Source organism: Chitinophaga sp. RAB17 (assembly GCF_052114225.1).
GTDB lineage: Bacteria > Bacteroidota > Bacteroidia > Chitinophagales > Chitinophagaceae > Chitinophaga.
On record NZ_JBFREI010000005.1, the window covers coordinates 59,849 to 78,501 of the forward strand.

Consider the following 18,653-nt stretch of genomic DNA (forward strand, 5'->3'; position numbering starts at 1 on the left):
ACCTGCTTTCTTTTTACTTTATCTCTTTCACTACTTCCTGAACGATGGTCACCGGCCCCATTAACCCGGATTCAAGCAGCGGCGAGTCTGCCTTATAGGGCTGATAACTGGTGAAGGTATACCTCCCACTTGTGCGCGGCTGATTTTTCAACAGCCATTCCGGCCACTGCTCATTCACTACACCATCAAATGGCTTTTTCTCGTCTCCAATTAACCGGTTGGGCCAAAGATTGGCCACTTCGATGGTAAGCTCATTATCTTTCTCTTTCACCACCTCGGAGATATCAATTCTCCAGGGAGCTGTCCATACCACGCCCAGATCCTTTCCATTTACCATAATCCTACCAATATTCTTCAGGTTCCCTACATCAAGATACAGCGGTGATATGCCTTTCATTTTATGGGCTGATGTCAGGTCAAATTTTTTGTGGTAAGATGCGATACCCGAATAGTATTTAATACCATCATCCCTATTTTGGGTCCAGTCTGATAATTCGTGAAATATCGTATGTGCCGGCCCTCCCCATTTTGGATCGAAATATACATCCCATGAACCATCCAATGTCAATAGTGTACTGAGCATCGTCTCCTTATGAATCCCGGAGGGTAGCCACTTATTCTCTTTTGAAAATAACACAAAGCAACTTTCATAGGCAGCTAACTGCAAAGGAACGGTGGTGCTATACTGATCCACTTTAAATTCATACAATGGACTTATCTTTCCGGTGACTGCGTTCCATAATTCAGGAGCGCCTTTTATTGTTCTAAACTGCGCGAGTATCTTAATGGGTTTGTCGGTGGTATTAGATACAAAATAAAGGTCCCGGTTTTCTTCTGTTCTATGCGTATATCGTATCGGCCCATCGGCCTGAAAATCTTCCTGCAATCCTTTTGACTTTAATATGCCGGCAGTTTCTTCGTAAAAAGGATAAAGATGATCGATCTGTGTGCTAATCGCTCCTCCCCAAATCACCTGACCTTTTCCATAATTCCTGCAGGTTATTTTCATGGGTGGATCCAGTGCGCCCCATATTGTTTTACTTAACAACTCCACCTTACGATCGCAATCCGGATAATCTACCAGGCTGGGCGACCTTAATGGCGGACTCCCCACCACAGTAGCTCCTTGCTTTACCAGCTCTCCAATTTTAGTAAGTAATGGCGGCGTCATAGATGCATAGGCAGGCAAAACCAATAATTGATAAGTAGCTCCACCGGGAAAAACAACCTGGTGCTGCTTCACGGCAGCCTTCATTAATTGCCCCGGAGAGCAGCCATCAAAATTGTACCCCCTGCGATCCCCGATCACATCACCGGAAATAGCCGAAGCCGGCGGTACAAAAACAAGTGGTGATCCCTCGGGGGTAAGATACAATACATCCGCAACGGTGCGTCCTTGCTGTAAAAGATACTGACAGCGGCTAACATATGTATGATAAGCGTCTGCCATTGGCCACCAGGTCTGGCTACGGTCCCAGTGAACACCATATGGGCCCATTGTGGCGCCAGGTTTAAGCGAGTCCGGAAGAAACTGATTTTGGAAAGTATGATAAACGAAACGATTGATACCTGCCGCAAATGCCCAATCGCCCTGATTCTTCATGGAACCCGGATATTGCTTCCATGCTTCATTATCCTGGGCAGTAAATGCTTCAGCAGGAACAAGGGATTTCCCCATCACATGCGCAATAGAGGCAGCTTCAATAACACTATAGGTAGCATTAAAACCAAAACCTTTGCTCCAGAATTCAGCCATCGGAACATCTGCTACCGACCCCAGTTCCAGATCGGCTGTTGGATTCATATCATAGGGTTCGATAGATAAAGATAACTGATGGCGCTGAGCGTAACGCTTAACATGTTGCGCATGATTTTCCAACACCAGTTCCTGCGCAGTTTGGCGGAGGTCCCATAGAAAGCGTTCACTTTCTTCCAGGCTCCCAACAATATTACCGGAATAAACCGGGTAATATTTTAGTGGGTCGTAGCCTCTTCTCTTCCTGAACTCTTTTCTAAAGTTTGCCGTCCAGTTTTGCGCACCCATCTCCCAGCTGTCCATATGCAACCGCTTTAATCCACCACCCTCGCTCTTTTGTACTGCACCGATCTTATCTAACAGCTTTCCTACATAGGCATTGAGGTGGTTGTTTAAAGCAGTGGTATCAAACTTATCTGATTCAAAACCCAAACCGGGAACAGGTGCGGGACGGGTAATCGCGCCATTGTTTCTACTGCCGAAGCGCATCACTACCCATTTGCCGGAGGGCGGAGACCAATTGAGTGTCCCATCTGCCTGCATTTTATTGGTCAGATCCAGGATTTCGTTCTTTTGTATCGCCGCATTTTTATGATCCGCTGCATGCGAAGGAGACGATAGATGCGATCTTACTGTACCGGAACTGTAGGGGGCGCGGTAATAAAGGGCCTTTTCTTCATAATCGGCTATTGGTGTTTGCTGTTCTGTAAGCGGGAAAGCTAAAACGGCTACATCTTTATAATAATTCAACCAATCTCTCTTCACTTCAGCCGTTAAATTTCCTTCTCCGAAAAACGGTGGCTTCGGCATTGGCACCGGCAAAACAATTGGCTGATGGTCCATTGAGGATACCGTTACCCTACTGGATACCAGGTGCTGCATTGATTCCCCGGCCTTCACCCAGGGGCCTCCACTTCCCGTCCAGCCAGGTCCAATGCCCAGTGTAATTTCTATACCTAAACGACGCGCCTCTTTTTCAGCATGAACAAAAAGTGATGTCCAGGAATTACTCAAAAAATCAACGGGCCCTCTGGGAATACCAACATTCACTTCCAGGAAAATCAGGTTGCCTATGCCCGCTTTCTTCATAGACACAAGATCCTTTGTAATCGTTTCTGCAGACATATTACCGTCCATAAAATACCAATATACACCAAGCTTATATGCATCGGCCGGATGAATAAAACCGGCTTTAAAATCTTTTACCTGTGCATCTGCATGTAGAAGGATACAAAAAATATAAAGAAAGCTCGCCAGGAATTTAAACGCTGTCACCAATCCTGCCGGGGCTCCGTCAATCACCGCCATCTTTCTGTTCTCTGTTAATTTCGGTATCATGCTTTGTTGAGTTGTTAATGTCACAACAAAGGTACTCAGTGGCTTAGGCTATAAATAGCTATATTTGACATTAAAATAGTTCAATATGGTATTACTATTTTAGGGTACACCAAAAGGGAACAACCCAGGGGAATGAGCGTATGACTTCAGCAGGATGTAAGCCCCCAAATACGCCATGATTACTAAAAAAACAGCTCATGGTACTCACCCTTTAACGCGAATAACTTATGAACATAGATACTATCATTGACAATATATATCCGCTACCGGAAAAATCAAAAGCGTTACTGAAAGAAAACATCCACGAAACAACCTACCCTAAAGCACATGTGCTGTTTAAAGTAAACACGATCGTATCAAAAATGTACTTCATAAAAAAAGGTATGGTCCGGGCATATGCCAATCCGGGTGATGAGGACATCACTTTCTGGTTTGGAAAAGAAGGAGACACCATCATTTCTATGAAGAACTATGTTCAGGATGAAAAAGGATATGAAAGCATAGAATTACTGGAGCCATGTGAACTATATGTCATTGATACGGAGCATCTGCATCAGCTTTTCGGGGAAGATATTCATATCGCCAATTGGGGTCGAAAATTTGCGGAACAGGAATTAATAAAAGTGGAAGAACGCCTTATTTTCCGGCAGTGCAGAACAGCAATGGAACGCTACAAAGAACTGATGACCACCAATCCCGAATTACTACAACGGGTACAGCTTGGCCATATCGCCTCTTACCTGGGCATGACACAGGTTAGTTTGAGCAGGATCAGGTCTGAATTGAAATAAACCACTTAATTTTTATCATTTGTAAAATTTTTATTGTCTGCCACATGCGAACTTTGCACTTCTAAAGTCAATCGTCATGAACTGGATTATTTTAATTATCGCCGGCTTATTTGAGGTAGCGTTTACCTCCAGCCTCGGAAAAGCAAAGGAGTCAACAAGCACAGCCATGTATCTATGGTACGGCGCTTTTTTCATTTCATTAATAGTAAGTATGCTTTTACTGATGAAAGCCACACAAACCCTGCCCCTCGGAACCGCCTACGCGGTATGGACAGGTATTGGTGCAGTTGGTACCGCCGTGATGGGCATCCTTATCTTTAACGAACCGGCTCATTTTTGGCGGTTGTTCTTTATAGTAACATTGATAGGCTCTATTGTCGGTCTGAAAGCGGTGTCGCACTAAGCAGCTATAGGATACACCCGGCTATGTATACCCACCAGGTATTGGGCATACATAGCCGAACTGCTTTAGTGACGTGATAAAACTGTATTTATCTGCTGATACAACACGGCTTTATCACTTGGACGGAAAGCCTTGCTTACAGCCAGCTTTCCCTCTTTATCGAAAATGAAATACTGTGGGTAATATTCCGCTTTATCCTGGTTATCTGCCAGTAGCTCTTTCCATAATGGCGCGATAGTTTGCCTGTTTTTGCGGAAATGTGTCCCTTTTAATCCGTTTACTTTGATAAACTCTTTCCAAACGGTATCACGATCATCGTCATCCATATCCAGGTATACGAATACCACATCTTTATTTACAAATGCGGATCTGAGTGCCGGAATATGTTTAAGTTCTTCTTTGCATGGCCCACACCAGGTACCCCAAACATCCAGGTAAACCACCTTACCTTTAAAATCCTTTATAACATCATAAACGGATTGTACCTCCTGCTTTACCACCTGTATATGGGCATCTGATTCGTTCTGAGCAAGCAGTTCCTTTAATGTATTCACCCGCTGATCAATCACCCGATTATATTTACTGGAAGGGAAGCGCTTTTTAAATGCGTCAGAAAGCGCGGTCGTTGGTCTCAGGTCTTTGTTATCGTACAAATTTACGATCTGCTGAAAAGTATATTGCTCCGTAACGGCATCTGGGAAGTTATTGATGCTGCCTATCCATCTCCAGTATGGCTTACCGTATTTTTTTACAATAATATTGGCGCTATCAAAACTGATCCGGAAATAGGGAATGGATTCTTCCGGTTTGATCTTCTCCTGCTTGATCTTTAAAAATGCTTTGGTTTCCAGGTACCTGAGATAGTTGTCGGCAAAGAAGTAGTATTGCGGCCCTGCCGGAAACACCTCCGGCTTAATGATGCTGTTATCAAAAACACTGAGGATGATACTATCTATGACTTCCCTGTTATTAACCTGTGTTCTGGCAAAATCATTCAGGTAGTTGTAAGTAATATACTTTACTTCTGATGCCATCAGTTTTTTGTCCGCCTGTGAAATGTCCGAAGCATTGATACGATTAATTTTCTCATCACGCTTTACAAAATAAGGTTGAATCAATGTAGTATTCAGTGCTGCAAAGGAAAGCTTCCCAACATCACTTTGTGCGGATTCGTTCATAAAAGAAGGTGATTCGTTTACGTCAATACGCTGCAGCAGCCTGTTCTCAGGTAAAGCACTCCCCGATATCAGCTCCAGCTTTTTATCCTTTTCATCAAGGGTCAGGGTCAAATGTTTGCCACTGGTAAGTAACAGGGAATAAAATTGCTCCTGGAAAATGAGGGTGGCAAATTTCCTGCTTTCAACAGGTAGGGTAATGCTAAATTTACCTGTTGGGGAGACAGGCACCGCTATAGTGTTCTCTTTATGAAAACCATATACCAATGGAATATTAACTGATATCCCGGCTTTGCCGGAGTAATTCAATATACTTCCTTCTAACTTAAACTGGGCAGATACCTGTATTCCAATAAGGATAGATAACAACAGGGCCATTCGTTTTTTCATGTATCGTATTTTAATTACGATACAATGATATGCCCTGTATAAATCTATTCTTTCAAATGTGACGAATACATTGGAAAATGTGATGGATCATGAAAATGACCACCTGAATGAAGTCATTCAGCATGTATACCTCTGGTATTGGGATATTTATAACCCAAACCGTTTGTATACAGCAGGAATTGACGTACCAGCGCTCCGATGGTATCAGGTGTATCTTCCAGGCTGTAATGACCGGCATCTTGTAATTCAAATACCTGTCCTGATGGAAATACCGCCTGAAAGAGTGGGATAAAGTGTTTGGCATGTAATGTCCGATCTGCTGCGCCCCATATAGCAAGTGCAGGAAGCGCACTTATTTTTTTGCTGACTTCCGGTGAGGAAGGGACTTCAAAAAGATGGGCGCCTGTTGCAAATCCTTTGGCCCAACCCAATGCGCCGGCTGTTTCAGACGGGGTCGTGAAAGGCGCACCATAGGCGTTTATCCAGGTGTCTGTGATAACGTTGTTGCGCTCAAATCCATTCAGCTTTAGTGTACTTAAAATATTAAAATGAAGTTCCTGAAGTACTGACTCGAGGCGGTTCTGCTTTTCGGCTCCGGCTATCCAGCGGAACCACGGCGATTCCGCAGCATTGGCGCTGAGCACTTCCCCGAGGTCAGGCTGACCAAAGGGAGTAGGCGCATTGATACTGATGATACGGGAAATCCGGTCTGGCTGCCGTGCTGCGAGTCCCATTCCCACGGGTCCGCCAAAATCGTGCATAACAAGCGTGATGCCTGTAAGATCAAGATCGAGTACTAATTTCTCCAGGTTATTAATGTGATCCTGTAACCAATAGGTGCGGTCTGAAGGCGTTTCACTCTTCCCAAAACCCATGTGATCCGGAACAACTACCCGGTACTCCCCGGAAAGACTGGCTATCAGGTTCCGGAACAAATATCCCCAGGTGGGTTCTCCATGCAGGCAAAGCACAGTTGGGCCGGTACCTTCATCAATATAGTGCATGCTGAAGCCGGCAGCGGTTGAAAAATGCGGGGGGAATGGAAATGTTCCATGGAAGGTTTCGTTGATCGGGATCATGTTTAGCGTAATTTTATGCTATCAGGAGAATTTAATAATAGATAGATATCTCTATTTCAAAACAATCAAAAAATTAGTGAATCATATTTTTCATGATTTTTCTTACGCCCTCCAATCCCTGGGTATTTCTGGCGATGGTAGCATTTACCGTGGCGCCTTCTATCATGAAAAACAAATTGTCTGCAAGTTGCTTCCGGTTGAGAGGGCCACTATATACGATCTGCCGGAACAACCCATTCAAAAGAGAACGCTGCTTTTCTTTGTACGCTTCCACTACCTGGAGTACATTCAGGTCGCTAACGCCCACCTCGGATGCAATTTTAATAAAAGGGCATCCTGAAAAATCAGCGTCCTGCTGCTGCCTGATCCGATAATCTATAAACTTAAATATCTTTTCTTCCGGAGTGGTGGCACCCTTACTGAAGGCTTCAAAACCCTCCAGCCATTCCTCTTCCTGTTTCCTGAGATAGGCCAGCAATAAGGCATTCTTCGACGGATAGTGATTATACAGGGAGCCTATTGCGATGTCTGCTTCTGCAATAATCTGGTTGATACCTGTTTGGTTATACCCTTGTCTGTAAAATAAAGCGGATGCAACCTGCAGTATCCTGTCATTGACTTTTAACTTCTTCTGCATAATTGTAAAATCAGCCCAAATGTAAAGAAATATTCCAAAAATAGAGTGATCTATCTAAAAAAAAGAGGATACCCCAAAAAGGGTACCCTCCGGAAAAATAAATTTTCAATACCTGAATCTCGTTGTGGTTACCATCTTAAAGTCGCCAAAACATCTTCATCAGTATCATCATTAGGATCGTTTGGATTGGGCGAAATATGTGCCGTCAAGCGATACTGATCACCCACGTAAAAAATGACCGAAGTAGTTCTGTAAGTGCTTTCTCCGGGGAATGTGGTATACCTCAGCCAGGTACCTTTTGTCAGGTTCTCAATAATAACATATGGCTGCTTTATGTCGTGCCATAAAGGAATGTTCAATGTCAGCGTTACCGTTCCATTAACAGGCGCTGTAAACACCGCGCTTCTGTACGGATCATTTGGCAGATCATCTTTTTTAGCGGCAACAAAAACCTGCCCTGTTACTTTTTCCTTTACGTCTCTGTTTTCAACCGCTGCGTCAGGTGTTGTTTTGTTGAACAGCTTAACTGCATTCGATTGCGCACATACAGTAAAAGATGCGAATACGGCCATGCACAGGGAGAGATGTTTTACAATGTTTTGCATTTTGTTCGGGTTTTATTTTCGGATAATTAATAGCAATCTTCATCTCTCACTCAAAAGTCCTGATGTCAATAGGTTTCGGAAGGCTGAACAGCTGGGTTGGTATAAGCTGCATCTATTGGCTGTTCACCTGCTGCAGTAAATATAGTATTAAATCCATGCGGTACACCCGCAGTAACACGGCATAATGATTTATTAATGTAACCCCGAAGTGCTCATCATGGCAGAAACAGGGGATTCGCGGGGAAAACAACGAATCAAACTAATCAAGTGCAGGGGTTAATACATGTCATCCGCGCGTTCTTCTTTTTGCTTCTCTTTCACCGCATTAAATTCCTTCAACCCGATGTAGGCATCCACCACATTGATTTTAGGCCGGCCTACAAAAGCGCCCATGCTAATGCTGCATTTCACGAAGTATACTTTTCCTGGCCGGATGTCTATTGACACTTCATCGCGTGATTCGGTACGTGCAGATATTTTGGCAAGACCTGCTTTACTGACTTTAACGAGACACCTGGAATTGTTTTTCGCACGGCATACTACTGAATCATCCAACATTACATTATAGGGAATAGCAGCCCCCATAGAAGATCGGGAACGATATATATACAACAGGGCATAGGAAGCCGTATCCGGAAGCAATGTACTCATGATGGTATCCAAAGCCTTCATTTTCTCCGCCTTCAGGTCGGAGAGATTGGGATGAAAGTAAATTTCTCCAAAGAGGCGGTAACAGCTGCTGAAACCATCGGGAGATTTCAGCTCTGTGATCCTCACAATATTGCCACCTGCCTTTATGGCCTTGGCTTTCGCCTCCTCCAGTGTATGTTCATATCCGCAGTTCATTTTAAAACCGCCATCGGTTACTTTTACGCTACCTACTTTCCGGGCGCCCTCCGGCACAATATCTTCCTTGTTGATAATTAATACCTCTGTAGTATCTGAAAAGCTGCCGGCATTAACCGGTATGTAAACGCTGAATAAAAGCAGTAATGCGATAACAGATTTTGAATATAGTTTCATGTGTATAGGTATTGAAAATGCTGGTATAGTCTGATAATTGCCGGCGCATGGTGCTGCTTTCCGGAAATACAATATTAAGAAATTATGGTTAACACAGCGATCGTTAATCCTATCAAGAGGTTGAAAATTGAATAACTATATATTCAAATGGCCATGGCAGCGGAAACTGCATGGCCATGAACCATAAAAGAGCGTTCTTAATTCGTCCGGGGAAATAGCAGATATTGGCTTATCTATAAAAGGGTGATCCCATGTCACGACTGGCTTCTTCCACTGCATCGGCATCAAAAATTTTCACCGTCAGACTGGCATTTGCATTTTTTGCCTGTTGTGCATATAACCCCGTGGCAAATTCCCTCGCATTTTCTTCAGAATCGAATTGGTAAAACCCGCCAACGGTTTGCGTTCCAATGCCTAATAGCCATGTTTTCCCGACTAATCCTTTCACTTCTTTAAGCTGTTCATTTACTGTGCTCCATAATTCTCTGGTAAACTGCGGAACAGCAGTCTGAAATTCCCCATAGAGAAAAACCCTTCTGATTGAATTACTCATTGTAATACTTTTAGCTGTTAAAATGATAAATCAAAGGTAGAAGAAGGGGCCTCAGCAAACGTTGTCATATGACAACATTTTAGAGTTTGGCTTTCAATTTACTGAGTGTGGAGTTTGTCATACCTAAATAAGAAGCCACCGCTTTGCTGGAAACCCTTGTCAGCAGCATCGGTTCATGTTCCAATACCCATTTCAGCTTATCGATTCCTTCCATACCCAGAAAGCTGTAGATCCGCATCTGAGCATGGATAAAGGCAAACTCAATGGTCTTATTATAAAATAATCTAAAAGGGGCATATCTTTCCGTCAGATTAAAAAATGATGTCCTGTCAATCACCATGAGTTCCGATGGTTCATAGGATATAAGAATATCTCTTGAGGGTTGCTGCGTTATTAAACTTGCTAATGATGTAATGAAACTATCTTCGAAAGCGAAATACGCCGTGATGTCGTTCCCTTTCTTATCAACCTCATATAGTCGAAGACAACCCTTATTAATAAAATAAAAATGACCGCAAATACTTCCCTCCCGCTCTATTACCTGGTTGCGATTAACTTTTACGACCTTAAAGGCGCTGGCAACATCTGCTGCTGCTTCCTCATTCAACAGGGTATTCTTCTTAAGAAAATCGGCAAGTTGTGAGCTCCTCATAATTAACAAAATTTCTTCCAAAAAATACAAAGAACAAAATTCCATGTATTATACATGCCTGAGTTGATACTTTCTAACAATAAAGGTAATCATTAATAAAACTACATTTAACGCCAGTATCAGGAATGCATAGCCTCCTGAACTGGCATGGGGTATACTACCCAGATAATCAGTGCCTGGTACCTTGTTTAACACCGCATAGGTCAGCAGGAAAAATACAATCTCATACAGTTTTTTGCCCCCCGTTATCCCTCCTATGCACACCGCCAATGAAATAATCAATACCAACCCATTCAGGATGTTAATAACTGCATACGCATCCGAAGTAATAGCATAGCGCAAAATTACCGGCAGCGCAAGTGCCACAGCCAATATAATAGCTGACAGGATTTGTGCCGGCAATATCCTGGATAATGGTCTGTAAGATGCATAAGTGAAATAATGAAGCCTGTTTGTTTTCTCTTTGGTTATCAGATCCGACCAACGAGCCACTTGCAAAAACAACAACACAGGCAGCAGGTAAGCATGAGCAATGGTTAAAGGCGCCAACAACATACTTCCCCACAAACCAATGTTAATAAGCCATAACCACTTGTTGCCTCTTCTGATTAGCAGCAGCAGCTCAATTTTAATAAATGGTAAAATGCTGTAGTCTGTTACCAAAGGCGGTAGGGAACACCTGTTTATTCCTGCAGGGATAATACCTGTCCCTACAGCTTTCCGCGGATCAGCTACCTTTTTCTTTCTTTCAGATGCCGTCTGTTCAAAGTCAAATCTGTGGAAAAAGAAAGACGAAACGTATACCAATCCTATGCTAACGCTTATCCATAACAGGCGGCTCAGCAGGAAAGGCAACTGCCAGTTAACACCTTCAAAAACAAAAACCCTGAACGTTTTTTCGCCCTTAGCAATAAATCCAAAGGATACATTTTTAATATTTGCCTGAAATTGTGTATTAATTTCATTGGTGATATTATGAGTTACGGTTGTTAACCCCAATGGATCCATTAAAGTTGCAAAGGTAGTGGCATCCCGGGCACTAAGTGTCGTTAATACTGCTCCAAAAAGCAAAAAGTAGATGATAAATTGTAAAATATTCCTTTTCACTAAAAAGACCTCCGCTACTACGGCCAGCGCAGATACCAGGAAAATGGCCGGGATAGCAAATACCAGGTACGGCAAAATGAAATCCCTGAAAATAAAAGAATAACCTTCACTACGTATAAAAAACAAGATCACATTAACAATAAAGGTGCAGCCAACGATGGTTAGCAGCACTAAAAAGTTACTTAACTGCTTGCTCAACAGGTACCCAAAATTGGTAATTGATGTAGAAGCAATGATTAATCCTACTTCCGTATCAATATCCTTTTTTATGCCACTATTTATTAAAAGGAAACCATACAACGAAAGCATTACAGTGGTCATTATTCCGGAAACATAGCCTACCCAGGCAGAGTTATATGCTCCTTTGAAACCGGGAACGTTGAGTGTGGTGTAGGTGGCCGTATTAAGCGGAACAAACAGATAGGCCATATAAACAGTAATGGCCAGTGTGATGAGAAAAGAATAAGTACGGGTACGTTGCCTGTAATCGGACAGGACGATATTATGAAAGTATTTCACTGGCTAGGCGTTGCTTTGAATTAAAAATAAGTAAGCGTCTTCTAAGCTGGCGCTGACGGCGGTGGAAGAAGGAAAAATGTCAGTACCGTGATTAATATAGCGCACCCGAACCCGCTCGTTTTGCTTAGCGGTATCAATGACCATATACTTATCTTTAAAAGCAGCTAAGTCACGGTTGTCCAGCAAGATCTCAAATATCTTACCTGTTGCATGTTGCCTGATATCCTGCAGGTTGCCTTTAGTAATCAGTCTTCCACTTTGCATAACGGCGACTTCATCTGCAATGGTCTCAATATCTGATACAATATGCGATGAAAGTATAATAATGCACTCGGCCGCCAGATCTGCGATCAGCTGGCGAAACCTTACACGTTCTTCAGGATCAAGTCCCACGGTTGGTTCATCAAATATTAATACCCTGGGATCGCTCAATAAAGCCTGGGCGATACCTATACGTTGCTTCATACCACCTGAATAGGTACCTATCGGACTTTTTGCATCGGCAATCAGGTTCACAGCTTCCAGCAGCATATCAATACGCTGATTCAACCCTTTACCACCGCATCCTTTCATAGCGGCTATATATTTCAGAAACTCATACGCATTAAGATGATCGTACACGCCAAAATCCTGCGGCAGATAACCAAGTACCTGCTGTATATGACCCGGATGATTCACGATATCAACACCATCTAAAAGCAACGTACCCTGCGTAGGTTTACTGATGGTAGCTATCATCTTCATCAGCGTGGATTTACCCGCCCCATTTGGACCCAGTAACCCCAAAATGCCATTTTCGAGTGTAATGGAATAGTCTGTAAGCCCTGTTTTATGCTTGTTATATCTCTTGGTGAGATGATTGATCTCCAGAATCATATGATGGTTTATAATGCAAAAGACACGGAACCCAGTCTTAGGTTGCATTATAAAAGAAATAAAATACCAGCAACGACCGTCATTGTGTCGCAAATCTCCCGTAGAATGTCGCGTATAGGGTGCATATCATCTACCTAATCAAAGTATTTTTGCTTTACAAAAGCTACTTTGTTATAATATTATTTGATAAAACAACGATAACAATAGTCATCACTATAAAACTTACAAAATGAAAATCATCGTTTACCTCGCTACTTCCGCTAATGGAATGATCAGTAACAACAGAAATGTACCGGATTGGCTGTCGCAGGAATACGGACAGGGGTTCATGGCCATCAGCCAACGTACGCAAGCCGTCATCATGGGAAAAACTACTTACAACATCCTGTCGCCTGATTACCTCCCCCTGAAAGATAGCGGTTCGCTGGTGGTGTTAACACATGATACCAAGGCAACACCATCCCAATCCAATGTATTGCTTACCAGTGATAGTCCGGAAAAAATCATTGCACAACTCGCCGCTAAAGGACATACCGAAGCGGTGATCATCGGCGGCACTCAAACAGTAGATGCATTTGTTAAAGCCGGGTTGGTAAATGAAATCATCCTGGTAGTAGAACCAGTACTCTTTGGTAAGGGACTACCGTTAGTGAATGAGGCAGATTTTGAATGTAAATTGTCGCTGTCGGACGTGAAAAAATTAAACGGCAATACCGTTCAATTACATTATGAAGTGAAAAACATCCTGATTTAACCATGGCCGCAGTCGTTGACATGGATGCTGACGACCGGCAATCATAGTAACAACCATCACTATCGCAACAAAGTTGCAATAATAAATAAGAAGAAGGAAAATCATTTTTCAGGACTTCTGCCTACTATAGACTAAAGAAAACAGCGAATAATGAATGATGATCGTACCAGGATAATTAAGAATAGGACACCGGAATCAGCGGCGATGTTGGCAAATGTAAAACGGGCGATGTCCATCACCAGCAAACTTAACCGCTTAACGTTCGATGATGCCGCTGAAATTCGCGCATTGTTTAGTGAACTAATCGGCAGGGAGGTAGACGAAGGCTTTTTACTGCTCCCACCATTCTATACTGCCGGCGGTAACGAAATCCGTGTCGGGCGTAATGTTTTTGTTAATCAGAACTGCACTTTCTATGACCTTGGCGGACTCGACATTGGAGACGATGTACTGATCGGGCCAAACGTAAGCATCATCACAACAGGCCATCCCCTTAGCCCCTCGCAGCGCCGCACCACCACCATCGGAAAGCCCATCGTAATCGGGAGAAACGTCTGGATCGCAGCCGGTGCAACGATCATCGGCGGGGTAACGGTAGGCGAAAACTCAGTGGTAGCAGCGGGCTCGGTAGTCACTAAAAACGTTCCACCGAATACACTTGTCGGAGGAAATCCGGCGCGGTTTATTCGCTCAATTGACGATGAAGGAAACGAAATTCCTCCGTTACCGTAATTAAATAACAAGTGCTTTGTATAAGACAATTTTTCATACCATGTTCATTATATAATAGAGAAAAAAACCAAGGTGAATTTCTGCAAAAAAGTAGTTAATATAAGACTAGGGAAGCGTTAGGCGAAGCCCTAATTTTACATCCGGAAAGCATGTACTCAAAGTAATTATTTTTTAAGGTATCCAAAAAGGAATGTAAATACATCATATTTAAAATTGCCATCTTATGACTATCCCCGCATGATTGTTTGATAACTAACTATCGTGCATTTTGTACCCGTGAAAATATCCATGTACTCATTTTAAACGAATCAGTAATCTAACCTTTTAAAACCGGGCTATCTACTGCCATGCCCGGGAAAATAATTCTATAGCATACACCACTATGAAAACGAATCAACAGATTGCGGCGTTTGAACAAATCGCCTATAATTGGCTGAGCAAGATTGGCGTTAAAGTAAATCAGCGTTTCATCACCCAGGAAATGCAGTCCCATCCTGATTATCCATCGCTTGTTTCCCTCATCGATTTTCTGGATCTGGGTAAAATGGACTATGATGTAGTGCAAAGTGATCATACACATATTAGTCAGTTCAACTACCCTTGCCTGGCCCATGTCATGGAAGACAGTGGTTCATCACATATGATACAGGTAGACACCGTCAACGATTGGCATCACCAGGAACAATTAAAGAAAAACTGGACAGGCATTGTACTCCTCGCTGGCAACCGGCCATCGTGGAGTTATGATGAAAACACCCGACTGATCAGGCAGCGTCGTTCCATAAAAGCATTATCTGCTATGGCTGCTTTATTATTGCTATCTGCCTTTGTGTACGTAACTATTCCTGCTTTCAATCCAATAAATACAATATGGGGACTACTGTCTCTCACCGGTTTAGTGATCAGCATAGGCGTACTTTCTGTAGAGATGGGGATGCAGGTAAAAGCGGTAAAAGAAGTATGTAATTCCGTAAGTCCTTCCGGGTGCGATGCAGTACTAAGAAGCAATTACTCCAAAGGAATTGCCGGCATTTCAATTGCAGATGCCTCCATATCATATTTCGTAACACAATCCTTGTTTTATCTTTTATCCAACTGGCAGCCTGCCTTACTACATACTGCACTGCTCCTGTCAATACCAGTAGTAATAGTTGCCGGATTAAGTTTATACGCACAGCAATTCATACTGAAAAAATGGTGTGTCATTTGCCTGGGCATAGTGGCCGTAATTATTGTACAGTCCATACTGGCTTATCTGTCTGTAGCTCCGGCTATCAGTAGTTTCAGGATATCAGTTCCCTATATCATCTCTTTCTTTGCGGTACTGGGAATGGTGTGTTATTTTCTCCTGGGGTTAAAAAATTTCATAACAAATATCAGGGAAAGGTTGATGCAGGCTACTGAGTTACGGAGATGGAAGAAAAATGACTCGCTTTATTTATATCAATCCAACCAACGACCTTACGTGGATTGTACTACCTGGAATCAGGAACTGATGCTGGGTAACCATGAAGCTCCGGTACAAATAACAATAGCCTGTAATCCATACTGTGGGCCATGTGCAACAGCACATAAGATTATTGATGAATTATATGAAACCTATAAAGAAATACTTTGCATAAAATTCCGCTTTCTTTTCCCTATCGACAATCCGGATAATGACCTCACAATAGCCGTGAAAGCTATTTTACAAAAAAACATGCATATACTCGGTGATGAGGAACGCGCCGCTATGCTGTCCGACTGGTTCAAATGGATGGACCTTGAAAAATGGCAGCTAAAATGGTGGCCAATACCTGATGTAAATGTAGATGAGCTGTTGAAGACACATATCTACTGGATGGACAACGTAGCGAAAGTAAAAGGCACCCCTACCTTTTTTATTAACGGACGTCAGCTACCACGTAATTATGTCATACGCGATATGTTTCAGCTAATCCCATCATTGGCGGCATCTTTCAGCGCTGCGGTGGAACAGTAAAATAAAATCATTGTATCATAAACTAGTTGTGAGAAAGACTGCTTCTCACAAGTACCATGCTGCAATTTGCAGTCTTGCAGCATATTATTTCTCTTATACAAAAAAAACGAAGAAAAATGGAAACTAAGCATGCATTTGGCAAAAGCCTCAACAGAAATGATTTAAGAGCCATCAACGGTGGTGAAGCAGCAGATATCAGCTGTTCTTTATTCAACGCTGACTGCGTACCTCCGTATGGTCCGAGTGGTCCTAACGGTAACAACTGCGGTTACGCCGGCCCGTCTAACTTAAACTGTTTCTGTGCTTATGCAGGTAGCTGCCAGCCCAACAGATGGTAAGTAAACCCTGGTGATGATTGTGAAAGGGGCTGATGTAAAGTCAGCCCCTTTTTCAATTGTATACTCCACAAAATATCTTCAATCCAATTGCATGAATTTCTGGCGCAAGTTGTTTCAAAGATCATTGTCTGCTAAAGATGATTTAACTTATAGAGAGCGGTTGGTGGCATTGCGTAACCTGCCACCATTCTTCAGAATGGTGTGGCAAACCAATCCCTGGATTACCATTATCAATACATTATTGCGTATTGTACAATCAGCAGTACCATTGGCCATGTTGTATACAGGTAAACTGATCATTGACCAGGTGGTATTACTGAGCCGTCCTGAAGCCCATCATTCACAGCACACCTTATGGCAATGGGTAGCACTGGAATTGGGCCTCGTGATATTGTCTGATTGCATGGGAAAAGTGATCGGGTTGATGGATACCCTACTGGGCGATTTATTTGCCAACAACACTTCTGTTAAGATCCTGGAACATGCATCTATACTTGACCTGGATCAATTTGAGGAAGCTACCTTTTATGATATGCTGGAACGTGCCCGGCAACAGACGGCAGGACGTACGGTATTATTATCACAAACATTAGGTCAGGTACAGGATAGTATCACGATGGGGTTTCTTATAACCGGATTGGTCCTATTCAATCCCTGGCTGATATTATTATTGCTGATAGCTGTTATACCCGCTTTCATCGGCGAATCTTATTTCAACAATAAAATGTATGCACTTTATTTCGGGCAAACGTCAGAGCGGCGGGAACTGGATTATATCCGCTTCCTGGGGGCGAGCGATGAAACGGTCAAAGAGGTAAAAATATTCAGCCTGTCCCGTTTCCTGATAGACCGTTTCCGCGATTTATCCAACAAATTCTACCGCGACAGTCGTAAATTATATATACAGCGGACTTCCTGGAGCTCCGTATTTGCCCTGTTGGGCAGCGCCGGTTATTACGGGGCCTATGTGCTCATTATCTTCCGCACCGTCAATGGCCAACAGTCAATCGGTGATCTCACTTTTATGGCAGGCTCCTTTATGCAATTGAGAGGTTTATTACAGGGTGTTTTAGGCAGGTTCACTACGATTATGCAGGGCGCAATTTACTTACGCGACTTATTTGATTTTCTCGCGATCAAACCACGGATGATTATAGCTGCTAATCCCCGCCCATTCCCCCACCCTATTCAATATGGATTTACCTTTGAAAATGTAGGTTTCAAATATTTCAATACGGAGAAATGGGCTAACCGTCATCTGAACTTTACGTTGCATGCAGGCGAAAAACTGGCACTGGTAGGAGAAAATGGCGCCGGCAAAACTACACTTGTAAAATTACTAAGCCGTTTGTATGATCCGACAGAAGGCCGCATTTTATTGGATGGATACGATCTCCGGGAGTATGATCCTGCTGAATTGCGGATGCAGGTAGGTATCATTTTCCAGGATTTTATTCAATACCAGATGAGCGTGGCACATAATATCGCGATTGGCGATATCCGGGAAAAAGAAAATCATGCATTAATTGTTGCTGCGGCCAAACGAAGCATGGCACATATTTTTACCGAAAAACTACCAGGCAAATACAACCAGATGCTGGGTCGCCATTTTAGTACCGGCGTGGAACTATCCGGAGGCGAATGGCAAAAAATTGCCCTCGCCAGGGCATATATGAAAGATGCACAACTACTCATACTGGATGAGCCTACTGCGGCATTGGATGCCCGGGCCGAATACGATGTTTTCCTACGTTTTGCGGACCTCACCAGGGGTAAATCTTCCGTACTTATTTCGCACCGCTTTTCTACCGTACGTATGGCAGACAGGATACTGGTATTGGAAAAAGGACAATTGATAGAAATTGGCAGCCATGAAGAGCTGCTGGCTAAAGGCGGACATTATGCTGAACTATTCCATTTACAGGCACAGGGGTATCGTTAAAT

General features: G+C 43.0%; 17 protein-coding genes. 7 read left to right on the forward strand and 10 right to left on the reverse strand.

Annotated features, from left to right (window positions below; all coding sequences use genetic code 11):
• Positions 1–13 precede the first annotated feature (13 nt).
• A complete protein-coding gene (locus tag AB4Z08_RS18090; RefSeq protein ID WP_441575168.1) occupies positions 14–3,094 on the reverse strand; it encodes a glycosyl hydrolase in 3,081 nt (1,026 codons plus the stop codon).
• A 227-nt stretch (positions 3,095–3,321) separates the two neighbouring features.
• On the opposite strand from AB4Z08_RS18090, the gene AB4Z08_RS18095 reads away from it, so the two are divergent.
• Entirely contained in the window at positions 3,322–3,885 is a 564-nt protein-coding gene (locus AB4Z08_RS18095; RefSeq protein WP_441575169.1) for a Crp/Fnr family transcriptional regulator, read from the forward strand.
• Between the two features lie 76 nt (positions 3,886–3,961).
• Entirely contained in the window at positions 3,962–4,288 is a 327-nt protein-coding gene (locus tag AB4Z08_RS18100) for a DMT family transporter (protein ID WP_441575170.1), read from the forward strand.
• A 65-nt stretch (positions 4,289–4,353) separates the two neighbouring features.
• Here AB4Z08_RS18100 and AB4Z08_RS18105 read toward each other — a convergent pair whose 3' ends face one another.
• The 9 genes from AB4Z08_RS18105 to AB4Z08_RS18145 all read right to left on the reverse strand — a co-directional run bounded on the left by AB4Z08_RS18105 (position 4,354) and on the right by AB4Z08_RS18145 (position 12,904).
• Positions 4,354–5,853: a TlpA family protein disulfide reductase gene (locus AB4Z08_RS18105; RefSeq protein WP_441575171.1), complete on the reverse strand. Its 1,500-nt coding sequence runs from the start codon at positions 5,851–5,853 to the stop codon at positions 4,354–4,356.
• Between the two features lie 113 nt (positions 5,854–5,966).
• Positions 5,967–6,932 (reverse strand): alpha/beta fold hydrolase, encoded by a 966-nt coding sequence (locus AB4Z08_RS18110; protein ID WP_441575172.1) that lies wholly within the window; start codon positions 6,930–6,932, stop codon positions 5,967–5,969.
• A gap of 73 nt (positions 6,933–7,005) precedes the next feature.
• A complete protein-coding gene (locus AB4Z08_RS18115) occupies positions 7,006–7,569 on the reverse strand; it encodes a TetR/AcrR family transcriptional regulator (protein ID WP_441575173.1) in 564 nt (187 codons plus the stop codon).
• 128 nt (positions 7,570–7,697) lie between these two features.
• The gene (locus AB4Z08_RS18120; RefSeq protein ID WP_441575174.1) at positions 7,698–8,174 is read right to left on the reverse strand and encodes a hypothetical protein; all 477 of its coding nucleotides are present in this window, start codon (positions 8,172–8,174) and stop codon (positions 7,698–7,700) included.
• A 276-nt stretch (positions 8,175–8,450) separates the two neighbouring features.
• On the reverse strand, positions 8,451–9,197 hold the full coding sequence (locus tag AB4Z08_RS18125; RefSeq protein WP_441575175.1) for a DUF2846 domain-containing protein: 747 nt from the start codon (positions 9,195–9,197) through the stop codon (positions 8,451–8,453).
• Positions 9,198–9,426: 229 nt separating this feature from the next.
• Positions 9,427–9,750, reverse strand: coding sequence for a YdhR family protein (locus tag AB4Z08_RS18130; protein ID WP_441575176.1), 324 nt, complete (start codon positions 9,748–9,750; stop codon positions 9,427–9,429).
• Positions 9,751–9,829: 79 nt separating this feature from the next.
• Complete coding sequence (locus AB4Z08_RS18135) at positions 9,830–10,402, reverse strand: Crp/Fnr family transcriptional regulator (protein ID WP_441575177.1); 573 nt, start codon at positions 10,400–10,402, stop codon at positions 9,830–9,832.
• Between the two features lie 48 nt (positions 10,403–10,450).
• The gene (locus tag AB4Z08_RS18140; protein ID WP_441575178.1) at positions 10,451–12,028 is read right to left on the reverse strand and encodes a hypothetical protein; all 1,578 of its coding nucleotides are present in this window, start codon (positions 12,026–12,028) and stop codon (positions 10,451–10,453) included.
• A 3-nt stretch (positions 12,029–12,031) separates the two neighbouring features.
• Positions 12,032–12,904 carry an ABC transporter ATP-binding protein gene (locus AB4Z08_RS18145; protein ID WP_441575179.1) on the reverse strand — a complete coding sequence of 291 codons (873 nt, stop codon included), beginning with the start codon at positions 12,902–12,904 and terminating at the stop codon, positions 12,032–12,034.
• A 229-nt stretch (positions 12,905–13,133) separates the two neighbouring features.
• Here AB4Z08_RS18145 and AB4Z08_RS18150 point away from each other — a divergent pair, with 229 nt between their 5' ends.
• From AB4Z08_RS18150 to AB4Z08_RS18170, 5 genes are all read left to right on the forward strand, one after another.
• The gene (locus AB4Z08_RS18150) at positions 13,134–13,658 is read left to right on the forward strand and encodes a dihydrofolate reductase family protein (RefSeq protein ID WP_441575180.1); all 525 of its coding nucleotides are present in this window, start codon (positions 13,134–13,136) and stop codon (positions 13,656–13,658) included.
• Positions 13,659–13,808: 150 nt separating this feature from the next.
• Entirely contained in the window at positions 13,809–14,390 is a 582-nt protein-coding gene (locus AB4Z08_RS18155) for a sugar O-acetyltransferase (protein ID WP_441575181.1), read from the forward strand.
• Positions 14,391–14,772: 382 nt separating this feature from the next.
• Positions 14,773–16,371: a vitamin K epoxide reductase family protein gene (locus tag AB4Z08_RS18160; protein WP_441575182.1), complete on the forward strand. Its 1,599-nt coding sequence runs from the start codon at positions 14,773–14,775 to the stop codon at positions 16,369–16,371.
• 116 nt (positions 16,372–16,487) lie between these two features.
• Complete coding sequence (locus AB4Z08_RS18165) at positions 16,488–16,709, forward strand: hypothetical protein (protein ID WP_441575183.1); 222 nt, start codon at positions 16,488–16,490, stop codon at positions 16,707–16,709.
• Positions 16,710–16,800: 91 nt separating this feature from the next.
• Complete coding sequence (locus AB4Z08_RS18170; protein ID WP_441575184.1) at positions 16,801–18,651, forward strand: ABC transporter ATP-binding protein; 1,851 nt, start codon at positions 16,801–16,803, stop codon at positions 18,649–18,651.
• Positions 18,652–18,653 lie beyond the last annotated feature (2 nt).

Excerpts from the sequence above, each read along its gene's own strand:
- AB4Z08_RS18090 (WP_441575168.1), bottom strand. The coding sequence starts at position 3,094 with ATGATACCGAAATTAACAGAGAACAGAAAGATGGCGGTGATTGACGGA.
- AB4Z08_RS18095 (WP_441575169.1), top strand. The coding sequence starts at position 3,322 with ATGAACATAGATACTATCATTGACAATATATATCCGCTACCGGAAAAA.
- AB4Z08_RS18100 (WP_441575170.1), top strand. The coding sequence starts at position 3,962 with ATGAACTGGATTATTTTAATTATCGCCGGCTTATTTGAGGTAGCGTTT.
- AB4Z08_RS18105 (WP_441575171.1), bottom strand. The coding sequence starts at position 5,853 with ATGAAAAAACGAATGGCCCTGTTGTTATCTATCCTTATTGGAATACAG.
- AB4Z08_RS18110 (WP_441575172.1), bottom strand. The coding sequence starts at position 6,932 with ATGATCCCGATCAACGAAACCTTCCATGGAACATTTCCATTCCCCCCG.
- AB4Z08_RS18115 (WP_441575173.1), bottom strand. The coding sequence starts at position 7,569 with ATGCAGAAGAAGTTAAAAGTCAATGACAGGATACTGCAGGTTGCATCC.
- AB4Z08_RS18120 (WP_441575174.1), bottom strand. The coding sequence starts at position 8,174 with ATGCAAAACATTGTAAAACATCTCTCCCTGTGCATGGCCGTATTCGCA.
- AB4Z08_RS18125 (WP_441575175.1), bottom strand. The coding sequence starts at position 9,197 with ATGAAACTATATTCAAAATCTGTTATCGCATTACTGCTTTTATTCAGC.
- AB4Z08_RS18130 (WP_441575176.1), bottom strand. The coding sequence starts at position 9,750 with ATGAGTAATTCAATCAGAAGGGTTTTTCTCTATGGGGAATTTCAGACT.
- AB4Z08_RS18135 (WP_441575177.1), bottom strand. The coding sequence starts at position 10,402 with ATGAGGAGCTCACAACTTGCCGATTTTCTTAAGAAGAATACCCTGTTG.
- AB4Z08_RS18145 (WP_441575179.1), bottom strand. The coding sequence starts at position 12,904 with ATGATTCTGGAGATCAATCATCTCACCAAGAGATATAACAAGCATAAA.
- AB4Z08_RS18150 (WP_441575180.1), top strand. The coding sequence starts at position 13,134 with ATGAAAATCATCGTTTACCTCGCTACTTCCGCTAATGGAATGATCAGT.
- AB4Z08_RS18155 (WP_441575181.1), top strand. The coding sequence starts at position 13,809 with ATGAATGATGATCGTACCAGGATAATTAAGAATAGGACACCGGAATCA.
- AB4Z08_RS18160 (WP_441575182.1), top strand. The coding sequence starts at position 14,773 with ATGAAAACGAATCAACAGATTGCGGCGTTTGAACAAATCGCCTATAAT.
- AB4Z08_RS18165 (WP_441575183.1), top strand. The coding sequence starts at position 16,488 with ATGGAAACTAAGCATGCATTTGGCAAAAGCCTCAACAGAAATGATTTA.
- AB4Z08_RS18170 (WP_441575184.1), top strand. The coding sequence starts at position 16,801 with ATGAATTTCTGGCGCAAGTTGTTTCAAAGATCATTGTCTGCTAAAGAT.